This window comes from Sphingobium xenophagum NBRC 107872 (assembly GCF_000367345.1).
GTDB classification, from domain to species: Bacteria; Pseudomonadota; Alphaproteobacteria; order Sphingomonadales; family Sphingomonadaceae; genus Sphingobium; species Sphingobium xenophagum.
In genome coordinates this window covers 33333-45695 of the sequence record NZ_BARE01000039.1, presented here as the reverse complement: position 1 = coordinate 45695, position 12363 = coordinate 33333, and the positions used below count along the sequence as shown (strand labels likewise).

At 65.7% G+C, this 12363-nt stretch carries 10 protein-coding genes and 1 pseudogene; 8 read left to right on the top strand and 3 right to left on the bottom strand.

Features of this window, described 5'->3' with window-relative positions:
* The 5 genes and pseudogenes from SX1_RS22790 to SX1_RS16385 form a co-directional block, all read left to right on the top strand.
* Positions 1-2591: pseudogene (locus SX1_RS22790) on the top strand (Tn3 family transposase); the annotation flags it as partial.
* A 63-nt stretch (positions 2592-2654) separates the two neighbouring features.
* Positions 2655-2876, top strand: a complete 222-nt coding sequence (locus tag SX1_RS16400) for a YbhB/YbcL family Raf kinase inhibitor-like protein (protein WP_019053861.1) — start codon at positions 2655-2657, stop codon at positions 2874-2876.
* 179 nt (positions 2877-3055) lie between these two features.
* Positions 3056-3802, top strand: coding sequence for an SDR family NAD(P)-dependent oxidoreductase (locus SX1_RS16395; protein ID WP_019053860.1), 747 nt, complete (start codon positions 3056-3058; stop codon positions 3800-3802).
* A 289-nt stretch (positions 3803-4091) separates the two neighbouring features.
* Positions 4092-5255, top strand: a complete 1164-nt coding sequence (locus tag SX1_RS16390) for an epoxide hydrolase family protein (RefSeq protein ID WP_019053859.1) — start codon at positions 4092-4094, stop codon at positions 5253-5255.
* A 96-nt stretch (positions 5256-5351) separates the two neighbouring features.
* Entirely contained in the window at positions 5352-6089 is a 738-nt protein-coding gene (locus SX1_RS16385; protein WP_019053858.1) for an alpha/beta fold hydrolase, read from the top strand.
* Between the two features lie 58 nt (positions 6090-6147).
* Here SX1_RS16385 and SX1_RS16380 read toward each other — a convergent pair whose 3' ends face one another.
* Positions 6148-6885 carry an IclR family transcriptional regulator domain-containing protein gene (locus SX1_RS16380; protein WP_052310917.1) on the bottom strand — a complete coding sequence of 246 codons (738 nt, stop codon included), beginning with the start codon at positions 6883-6885 and terminating at the stop codon, positions 6148-6150.
* Between the two features lie 154 nt (positions 6886-7039).
* On the opposite strand from SX1_RS16380, the gene SX1_RS16375 reads away from it, so the two are divergent.
* The 3 genes from SX1_RS16375 to pcaF are packed head-to-tail and all read left to right on the top strand — an operon-like array spanning position 7040 to position 9611.
* Positions 7040-7723 carry a 3-oxoacid CoA-transferase subunit A gene (locus tag SX1_RS16375; protein ID WP_019053856.1) on the top strand — a complete coding sequence of 228 codons (684 nt, stop codon included), beginning with the start codon at positions 7040-7042 and terminating at the stop codon, positions 7721-7723.
* A 13-nt stretch (positions 7724-7736) separates the two neighbouring features.
* Positions 7737-8378, top strand: a complete 642-nt coding sequence (locus SX1_RS16370) for a 3-oxoacid CoA-transferase subunit B (protein ID WP_026149837.1) — start codon at positions 7737-7739, stop codon at positions 8376-8378.
* Between the two features lie 24 nt (positions 8379-8402).
* The gene (gene pcaF / locus SX1_RS16365) at positions 8403-9611 is read left to right on the top strand and encodes a 3-oxoadipyl-CoA thiolase (RefSeq protein WP_019053854.1); all 1209 of its coding nucleotides are present in this window, start codon (positions 8403-8405) and stop codon (positions 9609-9611) included.
* Positions 9612-9759: 148 nt separating this feature from the next.
* Here the strand turns inward: pcaF and SX1_RS16360 are convergent, their stop codons facing one another.
* Positions 9760-11394 (bottom strand): AMP-binding protein, encoded by a 1635-nt coding sequence (locus SX1_RS16360; protein WP_019053853.1) that lies wholly within the window; start codon positions 11392-11394, stop codon positions 9760-9762.
* Positions 11391-12338: an alpha/beta hydrolase gene (locus SX1_RS16355; RefSeq protein WP_019053852.1), complete on the bottom strand. Its 948-nt coding sequence runs from the start codon at positions 12336-12338 to the stop codon at positions 11391-11393. Before SX1_RS16355 ends, SX1_RS16360 begins: the two co-directional genes overlap by 4 nt.
* Positions 12339-12363 lie beyond the last annotated feature (25 nt).

Genomic DNA, 12363 nt, shown 5'->3' with positions numbered 1-12363 from the left:
CCGGATCGGAGATCGCCGCCTCGACCGACCGGGGCGAGACGATTGTCGCCGGCATGGTCGATCGCCTGCGCGCAGACCGGATCGTGCTGCCGGCACCATCGACGCTGGAACGGCTCGCGCTTATCGTGCGGACACGGGCGCGCAAGGCCGCTCATGCTAACCTGATCCGCGACTGTTCGGCCGAGCAGGAAGCCGCGCTCGAACATCTGATCGCAACCGACGACCACGGCCGCACCCGGCTCGGGTGGATACGCGAATGACCCGAAGCCCCTTCGGCCGCCAACCTGAAAGGGATTATCGAACGGCTTGACGCTGTGCGCGGCATCGGGATCGCAGCGGATAGGGCGCGACGTATACATGCCGCCCGCTATGCCGTCATCGCACGGACCGCCGGTATCGTCACCGCCCAGCACCTGCGACGTCTCGAACGCCTGCGCCGGCTCGCCATGCTCATCGCCTCGATGATCGAGATGGAGGCGGGATTGACTGATGCCGCACTGGTCATGGTCGAGAAGATGGTGGGCGCGCTGTTCCGCCGCGCCGACCGCAACCGCTCCGATCGGTTGCTCGGCCAGGCACGGATGCTGAAGGACACCGCACGCTTCCATGCCCGGCTCGGTCGCCTTCTGGTCGATGCTCGCGCGAGTGGGCGCGATGCCTTCCGCACGATCGACGCCAAGGTTGGCTGGGAGCAACTCGAACGCAGCATCCGCTTCGCCGAGGACCTGACGCGCTCGGCCGACGACGGGCTGGAGGAAGTGGTCGAACGCTATACCGCCGTCCGGCGGTTCGCCCCGACGTTTCTTGCCGCTTTCACTTTCCGCACCGCGCGGTCGGGCGATCCGCTGCTCGGCGCGATCGAGGTGTTGCGCACGATGTACCGCGACGGTCGATCGGCCCTGCCGAAGCGGGTGCCAACCAGCTTCATCAAGCCGCGCTGGCGCAAGGTCGTGCAGCCTGCGGAAGGGACGATCGACCGGCGCGCTTACGAGATCGCGGTGATCGTCCATCTGCGCGAGCGGCTCGGGTCGGGCAGCATCTGGGTGGACGGCAGCCGCGCCTATCGCACGCTCGACGACTATCAGCTGCCCGTGCCCACTTTTGAGGCGATGCGCGCGACCGGCGATCTGCGCCTGGCCGTGCCGACCGACTTCCCCGAATGGTATGAGGAGCGCCGCACCCTACTGGTCCGGCGCATGACGGAGGTGGAACGCGCAGCCGCGGCGGGCGAGCTGGTCGACGTGACAATCGAGCGCGGGCAGTTGCTGATCTCGCCGATCCGGCGCTCTCCCTCCGACGATGCCGATGCACTGAAGGCCCGGCTCTACGCGATGCTGCCGCGCGTCCGCATCACCGACCTGCTGGTCGAGGTCGCCGCATGGTCGGGTTTCGCCGACCGCTTCGTCCATGCGCGCAGCGGCGCCTCCGCCTCCGACCAATCCGCGCTGATGGGTGCGATCCTCGCCGATGCGACCAATCTCGGCCTGGGCCGCATGGCCGAAAGTTCGCGCGGGCTGACGTTGCCTCGCCTGCGCTGGACGGCGGAATGGCATGTGCGCGACGAAACCTACCTGTCGGCGCTGGCGGCGATCGTCGATTGCCACACCGCGCATCCCCTCGCGGCGGTTTGGGGACCGGGCGACACATCGTCGTCGGACGGCCAGTTCTTCCGCGCCGGTGGTCAGGGCGAGGCCCGCGCCGATCGCAACGCCCGCTACGGCACCGAACCCGGCGTGCTGTTCTACACCCACGTCACCGACCGCTTTACGCCGTTCCATACCAAGGTCATCGCCGCCAATGCCGGCGAAGCCGCGCATGTCCTCGACGGCCTGCTCGACCATGAGAGCGAACTGGTGATCCGCGAACATGCGACGGATACCGCCGGCGCGGTCGATCACGTCTTCGGTTTGTGCCACCTGCTCGGCTTCCGCTTCGCACCGCGCATCCGCGACCTCAACGAGCGCCGGCTGTATGGCCTGTCGCCGCTCGACCCGTGGCCGACGCTGCGCCCGCTCGTCGCCGGGCCGGTCAACCTCCGCGCGATCGAGGAGAACTGGGACGAAACCCTGCGCCTTGCCGCCTCGATCCGTGCCGGCACCGTCAGCGCCTCGGTCATGCTGCGCAAGCTGGCGGGTTTCCCGCGTCAGAACCCGGTCGCCCGCGCCCTGCGCGAGATTGGACGGATCGAGCGCACACTGTTCATGCTCGACTGGTTCGACGATCCCGACCAGCGGCGCCGCACCGGCAGCATCCTCAACAAGGGCGAGGCCCGCAACGCGCTCGCCCGCGCCATCTTCTTCAACCGGCTCGGCGAACTGCGCGACCGCACCTTCGAGAACCAGCGCCATCGTGCATCCGGCCTGACCCTCGCCACCGCGGCCGTGACGCTCTGGAATACCGTCTATCTCGACCGCGCCGTCCGTCATCTGCGCGGCAGCGGCGTCGACGTGTCCGACGAACTGCTCGCCCACGTCGCCCCGCTGGGCTGGGAGCATGTCGGCCTGACCGGCGACTATCTTTGGGGCGAGATCGACAAACCCCGTGAACGGTTCAGGCCGCTCCGGCTCCACCAGCAAGGCCGGGACGCTTAGCGTACGTTTTCGACCATCCTCTCACCGGCCCCCTATACCGGCTGGTTTGCCGGCGATCCGGATATGGCAGGCACCTATCATGGCTACGACGGTCCCTGTCCGCCGTGGAACGACGAACTCGTCCATCGCTATGTCTTCACGGTTTACGCATTGGCCGCCCCTGCGCTCGCCGATGGCGCGGTTCTGGACGGCAGTGCGGTGCGCGAAGCGCTAGAGCGCGCGCCGATCCTCGCGCAGGCGAGCCTTACCGGGCTTTACACGCTGAACCCGGCGCTCACCGCCTAGCAGCCGGTGCGGCAAGATTGTTCATATTTTTGAACAATCAATTCAAAATTGATGTCCTTATAAACGACAATGCTATCCCTAAATCTACGTTGCGGCAACCGAGCCGCGCACAGTCAACCGCGTTCGCATTCGCTTCGCCATCGCGGCAGACGAACCGGATTCATCGAAGGAAGAAACATATGACACAAGTTCTGGCAGGCAAGATTGCCCTCATCACCGGCGGCTCGCGCGGCATCGGCGCGGCCACGGCTCTCGAACTCGCCGCGCAGGGCGCAACCGTCGCTTTCTCCTACTCGGCGAGCGAGGACAAGGCGAACGAAGTGGTCGCCAAGATCGAGGCCGCCGGCGGCTCGGCGGTCGCCTTCAAGGCCGACCAGACCGTGGAGAGCGACGTGGTCGGCCTGATCGCCGCCGTCGTGGAGCGGTTCGGCAAGCTCGACATCCTGGTCAACAATGCGGGCGTGTTCGAGGCCGGCACCATTCAGGATACGCTCGACACGGCGCGCTTCGAGCGTCAGGTCGCGATCAACTACCAGGCGGTTGTCGTCGCGATCCGCGAGGCTTCGCGGGTAATGGGCGAAGGCGGCCGGATCATCACGCTGTCGTCGGGTCTGGCGGCACGGTCGAGCTGGCCGGGCATCGCCGATTACAGCGCGACCAAGCGTGCGATCGAGGGCTATTCGAAGGGCGCATCGCGCGACCTGGGGCCCAAGGGTATCACCGTCAATGTGATCGGCACGGGGTCGATCGACACCGACATGAATCCGTCTAACGGTCCGCTGTCGGAATATCAGAAGGCGGCGACTGCGCTCGGCCGTTATGGCCGCCCGGAAGAAATCGCCGCGGCCATCGCCTTCATCGCGAGCCCGGCCGCCAGCTACATCACGGGCGCGATCGTTCCCGTGGACGGCGGATACAGCGCCTGAACCCGGCTATGCTCCCCTGCTTTGGCAGGGGAGCATAGTCACCGGCGCATCAAGCTCGCAGGCGCGCAAGATCAAAACACCAAACTGCGGCAGATCCCGGCAGGCCTTGCTTCTGCTCTGTCCGCGAGGGTCCGCGCTTGTCGCCACCGCACAATGTGAAGGAATCCCGATGTCTCTCCTGCCTGATCACTCATCTGACGCGGCGCTGACGTCTCGCCGTCTTTTTCTTCAACGCACGGCAGGCGCGTCCGCCGCACTTGTCGTCGGAGCACGTAGCGCGCAGGCCGAAGTGGCGCTGCCTAAAGCCACCAGCGACATCGCGCCGTTCCGGATTTCCGTTCCCCAGGCGGATATCATGGACCTCAAGGCCCGGTTGGAACGCGTGCGCTTTCCCGAAAAGGAAACCGTTTCGGACTGGTCGCAGGGCGTGCCGCTCGCCAAGGCGAAGGCGCTGGTCGCCTATTGGCGCGACCAGTATGACTGGCGAAAGGTGGAGCGGAAGCTGAACGCCATCCCCCAGTATCGGACCGAAATCGACGGTCTGGGCATTCACTTTCTGCACATCCGCTCGAAGCATGAGAACGCGCTGCCGATGATCATGACGCACGGTTGGCCGGGCTCGGTGATCGAGTTCCTGAAGGTGATCGACCCGCTGACCAATCCCACGGCGCATGGCGGAACGCCGGAGGACGCCTTTCATCTGGTGCTGCCCTCTCTTCCCGGCTTCGGCTTCTCGGACAAGCCGGCCGAAACGGGTTGGAACCTGGCCAGGACGGGGAAGGCCTGGGCGACGCTGATGCAGCGCCTCGGTTATACGCGGTGGGTGGCGCAAGGCGGCGATTGGGGATCGGGCGTCACCCATGTTCTCGGCCTTCAGCGGCCGCAGGGGCTGGTTGCGGCCCACGTCAATTGGCCGTTCGTCTATGACGGCAAGCCCAGGGAGAACCCGACTCCCCAGGAAAAGATCGCGCTCGAAACCATCGCCAAATTCACCGATGAGGGCGTCGGCTATTTCCGGGAAGAAGGCACGCGCCCGCAGACGGTCGGATATGCGCTGACCGACAGTCCGGTCGGTCTCGCTACCTGGATCTACGAGAAATTCTACGAATGGACCGATAATCGCGGCAATCCCGAGGACGCCTTGTCCATCGACGAGATGCTCGACGATATTTCGCTCTACTGGTTTACCAATACTGCCGCCTCGTCCGGCCGGATCTACTGGGAGAATCTTCCACACGGTCCAGCCTTCAATTTCGGAACCATCGAGTTGCCGATGGCCGTCAGCATGTTCCCCAAGGAGATCACGCGCTCGCCGAAAGAATGGGCCGAGCAGATGTGGCCGAATCTCTATTACTGGAACGACGTTGAACGGGGCGGCCATTTCGCGGCCTTCGAGCAGCCGGCGCTCTTTACCGACGAGTTGCGCCGCGCATTCCGCAGCGTTCGCACTTGAAGCACGCCAGGCGAGCCGGATGTCCTATCGGGCCCCAGCAGGAGAATGGATGATGAATAAACTGCTGATTGCACTCCCCATTGCGGGAGGCAAACTATGAGCACCTTCGTTCTGGTTCACGGGGCCTGGCACGGAGCCTGGTCCTGGACATTCGTTGTTCCTCTTCTGGAGCAAGCTGGTCACAAGGTTGTGGTGCCCGACTTGCCCGGGCTTGGCGATGATGAGACGCCGGTCGGCAGCGTGTCGCTTTCGGCTTATGCCGATGCGATCGCTGCGGTGGTGAGGGCTCAAAATGAGCCCGTGGTGCTGGTGGGCCACAGCATGGGCGGGTTCGTCATCACCCATGTCGCAGAGATGCTCCCCGAGAAGACCCGCGCGCTGATCTACCTGTGCGCATTTCTTCCGGCGAACGGCGAGTCGATGCAGGACTGGGCGCAGCGGGCCGCCGGCGGCCTTGCGATCGAGGATCTCGTTGTTGCCGAGGATGGCCTGTCGGCGACGCTGCTGGAGGACGCCATCTCGCGCAAACTCTATCAGGATGTCGCCGCCGACCGTGCAGGCTGGGCCCGGTCGAACTTGCGTCCGCAGGCCCTGGCCCCGTGGATGCAGCCGGTGTCGACCACAGCGGAGCGGTTCGGACGTGTCGAACGCCATTATGTCGAATGCGTCAACGATCGTGCGGTGCCTGTCGAAACGCAGAGAGCCATGATAGCCGCGCTTCCATGCCTTTCCGTCACATCGATCGAGTCAGGGCACTCGCCGTTTCTTTCCGTTCCGGAAGTTCTGGCCGATGCCCTGTTGCAGGCCGGGGGACAAAGAGGGACAGCCAGCTAGCTTCCGCCGCTATGCACGGGGATGGAGCAATGGGCGACCTGCCAACGGACCGACGCTCCTAATCGAGCGTCATCGCCCCCAAATCCCGGGCGACGCGCCGAAGCGCGGGCAGGAAGCGTGATCGCAATTCGGCTGCGGTTACGCGCGCGGCTTGCGTTCCGATGTTAAGCGCGGCGACCACCCTTCCGCGGTTCATCACCGGAACGGCGATCGAGCGCAGCCCTACTTCCAGCTCTTGATCGACGATCGCATAGCCCTCATCCGCGACATGATCGAACAGGGCAATCAAGTTGGACGGATGGGTTTCGGTTTTCGGGGTCAGGGCGGCAAGGTCGGTCCGTCGCAAATAGGCTTCCTGACCGGGACGATCCTGGCCCGCAAGCAGGACCCTGCCCATCGAGGTGCAGTATAGAGGGAGCCGGCTGCCGACCCGCAGCGCAATCGACATGATCCGCGACACCTCGGCACGCGCGACATAATAGACCTCATCCTCCTCGAGGACCCCGAGGGAGCAGGATTCGTGCAGTTCGTCGCGCAGGCGATCCAATAGTGGCTGGGATCGCATCGCAATCGTGCTCGACGATAGATAAGCATAGCCCAGCGCCAACACCTTGGGGCGCAGTGCGTAATGAACCCCATCCTGCGTGGCATAGCCGAGTTGGACCAGCGTGTGCAGGCAACGCTTCACGGCCGGGCGGCTGAGTCCGGTCAGACGGCTGCCTTGCGCGATCGTCATCGGCCGTTGCTCATCGGCGAAGCAGCGCAGCACGGCCAGACCGCGCGCCAGGGACGTCATGAACTCTGGATCGCCTCGGGCCTCCAGGATCGGATCATTCTTCAAGACTGTCCTCCAATCGAACGATAATCGGACAATACACCGTTTATCGATTGACGCAAGGCGCGCGCGGCACAAGACCGCGGCGACAACCCTGGTACGATCGGAGAGGCAGATGATCGACAAGAAGGTGGCGAGCGCGGGCGCGGCGGTTGCCGACATCTTTGACGGCGCGTCGGTGATGATCGGCGGGTTCGGGACGGCCGGTATGCCCGACGAGTTGATCGACGCGCTGATCGCGCGCGGGGTCGGTGACCTCACGATCATCAACAATAATGCCGGCAACGGCGAAAGCGGCGTGGCCGCGCTGATCCGCGAAGGGCGCGTGCGGAAAATCGTCTGTTCGTTCCCCCGCCAGCCGGACTCGCATCATTTCGATGCCGCCTATCGCGGAGGGAAGATCGAGCTGGAACTGGTGCCGCAGGGCAATCTCGCCGCGCGCATTCAGGCCGCCGGCGCCGGGCTCGGCGCGATCTTCACGCCGACCGGCTATGGCACGCTGCTTGCCGAGGGCAAGGAAACCCGCGAGATCGATGGCAAGCACCATGTGCTGGAATATCCGATCCACGCCGATTTCGCGCTTATCAAGGCGCAGCGGGCCGATCGCTGGGGTAACCTTGTCTACCGCAAGACGGCGCGGAATTTCGGGCCGATCATGGCAATGGCGGCGAAGACCACGATCGCCCAGGTGGCCGATATCGTGCCGCTAGGGAGTATCGACCCGGAGGCGGTCGTAACGCCGGGCATCTTCGTCCAGCGGGTGGTCAAGATCGCCCCCGCCCTTGCAGCCGCCGCCTGACCGGAGCGCCGCCATGAACCGACTGAACCGCGACCAGATGGCCGCCCGCGTCGCCTGGGATATCCCGGAGGGCGCCTATGTGAACCTCGGCATCGGCCTGCCCACCAAGGTCGCCAACTATCTGCCGCAGGAACGCGAGATCTTCCTGCAGAGCGAGAACGGCCTGCTCGGCATGGGCCCCGCTCCGGCGCCGGGCGAGGAGGATTGGGAACTGATCAACGCCGGCAAGCAGGCGGTGACGCTGCTGACCGGAGGCTGCTATTTCCATCATGCCGACAGCTTCGCGATGATGCGCGCCGGGCATATCGACATCTGCGTGCTGGGTGCTTTCCAGGTCTCGGTGACGGGCGACCTTGCCAACTGGCACACCGGCGAGCCGGGCGCGATCCCGGCGGTGGGCGGCGCGATGGACCTCGCTATCGGCGCCAAGCAGACCTTCGTGATGATGGAGCTGCTGACCAAGCAGGGCGAGAGCAAGCTGGTCGAGGCCTGCACCTATCCGCTCACCGGCCTGGGCTGCGTCAGCCGCGTCTATACCGATCTCGCGGTGTTCGACGTCGGGGCGGAGGGCGCCAGCGTGATCGAGATGGTCGACGGCCTCACCATCGAGGAGCTTCGCAAGCTCACTGGCGTGCCGCTCGCCTTCGCCGCCTGACCCCGAATTCCGAGAGGATCACCCATGACCGAAGCCTTCATCTGTGACGCCGTCCGCACGCCGATCGGCCGGTACGGCGGCATCCTCGCCCGGGTTCGGGCCGACGATCTCGGCGCGGTGCCGATGAAAGCGCTGCTCGCGCGCAATCCGGAGCTCGATCCGGCGGCGATCGAGGAGGTTTTCTACGGCTGCGCCAATCAGTCGGGCGAGGATAACCGCAATGTCGCGCGCATGAGCCTGCTGCTCGCGGGCCTGCCCCATACGGTCCCGGGCGTCACGCTGAACCGGCTGTGCGCCTCCGGGCTGGAGGCTGTCGGTGCCGCCGCGCGCGCGATCCGTGGCGACGAGATGGCGCTCGCCATCGCCGGCGGCGTCGAGAGCATGACTCGCGCGCCCTTCGTCATGGGCAAGGCGGACGGTGCGTTCGGCCGCGGCCAGAAGCTGGAGGACACGACGATGGGCTGGCGCTTCGTCAATCCGGCGCTGGACGCGCTGTACGGCACCGAGACGATGCCGCGCACCGGCGAGAATGTCGCGGAGGATCATGGGATCGGCCGCGACGATCAGGACGCCTTCGCGCTGCGCAGCCAGCAGCGCGCCGTCGCCGCGCAGGCAAGCGGATTCCATGCCGCCGAGATCGTGCCCGTCCTCGTGCCGGGCAGGATGCGCGGCGAGACGATCGAGGTATCGGTGGATGAGCATCCGCGCGCCGACACCACGATCGAGGTTCTGCAAAAGCTGAAGCCGCTGTTCGGGCCGGGCGGCACCGTCACCGCCGGCAATTCCTCCGGCATCAACGACGGCGCCGCGGCGATGATCGTGGCCAGCGAGGCGGCGGCGAAAGCGCATGGCCTGACGCCGCGTGCGCGCATCCTCGGCCTGGCGTCGGCGGGCGTCGAACCGCGTGTGATGGGCATCGGCCCGGTGCCGGCCACGCAGAAACTGCTCAAGCGGCTCAATCTCACGATCGAGGATTTCGATGCGATCGAGCTGAACGAGGCGTTCGCCAGCCAGAGCCTGGCCGTCCTGCGCTCGCTCGGCCTTCCCGACGACGGCCCCCATGTTAACGCGAACGGCGGCGCGATCGCGCTCGGCCATCCCCTCGGCATGTCAGGCGCGCGGCTCGCGCTGACGCTTGTTCATCAGCTGGAGAGGAGCGGCGGCAAGCGCGGGCTCGCGACGCTCTGCATCGGTGTCGGGATGGGGCTGGCGCTGGCGGTTGAGCGCGTCTGAGCGGCGTCCGGCCGTCCTCTGTCCTGTCCGTGGCGAAGCCTGTGCAAGCCCCCGCGCGACGGGGCGTGGCAGGACGAGCTTTCTCGCCTCCCGGGGATCCGACATGCGGGAAGCGGAGTCTTGCAAGGCGGCCCGCGCTCCGTCCTGGCTAGCCGTGAAGGGCGCGAAGCTCGTTCTTCCTGACCTTCCCTGTCGCGGTTTTGGGGAGCTCGACTATGAACTCAAATCGATCCGGTACCTTGAAGCCGGCGATTCTGCGTTTGAGATGGTCGACAAGTTCGCCCGCTTTTGCAGCGCATTCACTGGCATCACCGGGATCGACACCGGTCACGACAACGACCGCGATCGGTCGCTCGCCCCATTTTTCGTCAGGAACACCGATGACAGCCACATCGATCACCTCCGGGTGGGAGGCGAGAGCGTGTTCGATCTCGATTGTCGAAATATTCTCGCCCCCGGATATGATGACGTCCTTGGCGCGATCCATGATCTTGATGTAGCCGTCGGGCTGCATCACGCCCAGGTCGCCGGAACGGAACCAGCCGCCGGCAAAGGCTTTCCCGGTCGCCGCTTCATCCTGGTAATAGCCCTTCATGACGAGGTTGCCGCGCATCACGACCTCACCGATCTCGGCGCCGTCCTTGGCGACGTCGACAAGGCTGCCGAAATCGTCGGGCAGCGCGCGCACGACGCGGATCGTGTCGCCAGTCACCATCGCGACGCCTTGACGGGCGAGAAGCGTGGCTTGCTCCTCGATCGGCAGCGATCGCCATTCCGGCTTGGCTTCGCCGACGGCGAACGGGCCATAGGTTTCGGTCAGCCCGTAGATGTGCGAAATCCGGCCGCCAATTGCAGCGACTTTGGCGATCATGGCGGGGCTGGGCGGGGCGCCGCCGCACATGATGGTGAGCGGGCTCGTCAGCTCGTGCGCTTCGGGCGCCGAGACGAGCGTGTCGACGACCGTCGGCGCGCCGGCCATGCAATTGATTCCCTGCTTGTCGATCAGATCCCACATCTGGGGGCCACGCACCGCGCGCAGGCAATATTGGCTGGCCGCTACGGCAGCGAGCGCCCACGGTTTGCACCATCCGTTGCAGTGGAACATCGGGAGCGACCAGAGATAGCGGGTCTCGAAGGTGATGCCGTGATGGAGAACCACCCCGAGCGCGGCGAGATAAGCGCCGCGATGCGTGTACATGACGCCTTTCGGCCGCCCGGTCGTCCCCGAGGTGTAATTGATCGAGATGACGCGATCCTCGTCATCGACTTCCCATGGCAAGTCGTCCGGCAGGCGCGTCGCCAGAAAATCGACCATCGACGTTGCGCCGTCCAGGGTGACGGTGCGTCCGGTTGCGTCGGGGCAGACGATGATTTCACGGACGGTTTCGAGCCTGGCTTCCGCGAGCAGCCGGGTGAGGAGGTCCTCCTCGGACACCAATACCGCTGCCCCTGAATGGTCGCAGATATAGCTGATTTCCTCCGGCGAGAGCCGCGTGTTGATCGCAACGAGGATCGCGCCGATCAATGGCACGGCGTAATGGGCGACCAGCAGCTCCAGCGAGTTGGTCGTCAGAAAGGCGATCCGGTCGCCTGGCCCGATATGCCGGGCCCTGAGTGCGTTCGCGAAGTCGCGCGCCAGCGCCGCGAACCCCCGGTAGGTGAGAGTCCTTTCGCCGTCGACGATAGCGATCTTGTCCGGGTGCACCTCGGCGGCACGCGCCAGGAAGCGAAGTGGGCTGAGCGGCAGGTCGAGGCCGCTGCGCGCGCGGTTCGATGCGATCACGGCTCGACCGCGTCCGGAGCGGGGGCGAGATGACGTTGCAGGAACCGCCCGGCCGCAGCATAGATCTGGTCGGTCTTGTCGGTAAGGGCCGACAGGGTCATCGAGGCATGGATCAGGCCGTCGATCCGCACTTGCTCGACGGTGACGCCGGCCTGCCGCAGCTGCTCGGCAAAGGCCTCGCCCTCGTCTCGCAGCGCGTCATATTCCATCGTAACGGCCAGTGTTGGGGGCAGGCCGGCGAGCGAACTCGCCCTTGCCGGGCTGGCGAGCCGGGCCAGGGTCGGATCGGGCAAATACTGGCTCCACATCCAGTCGACGGCCTTGGCGGTGATCAGATAACCCTCGCCATATTCGGTTCGCGACGCGGTGTCGGCGTCCGGATCGATTGCGGGATAGAGGAGGATTTGCGCGGAAAGGGCAGGCCCGCCCGCATCCCTGGCGCGAAGTGCGGTTGTGGCTGCCAGCGTGCCGCCGCCGCTTTCGCCGGCAACGGCGAGGCGGGTCGGATCGCCGCCATATTCGTTGCAGTGAGCCTCCACCCATTGGAGTGCGGCGAAGGCGTCGTCGGGCGCTGCCGGGAACGGGTTCTCGGGAGCGAGGCGATAGGCGGCCGAGATCACGAGCGCACCCGTCGCGTTGGCGAGCGCGCGACAGGGACCATCGAGGAGATCGATATCACCCGCCATCCAGCCGCCGCCATGCAGGAAAAGGATGACCGGGAGCGTCCTGTCCAGGATCGGCCGGAAGATCCTGACCGGCAGAGGGCCGGCCGCTCCGGGATAGGTCGTCGTCTCTACCGACGCGACCTCCTGCGGCGTGCGCTGGAACTGGATAAGCGAGCCGATCATCCCGCGGACTTCCTCCACGCTCGACAGTTCGACGGGCTTTCCGCCCGCGCTTGCGGCCGCGGCGAGAAACTGGGCAATTCCATCATCGACAGGCATTGGACTCTCCGGGCAAAGGCGGGGT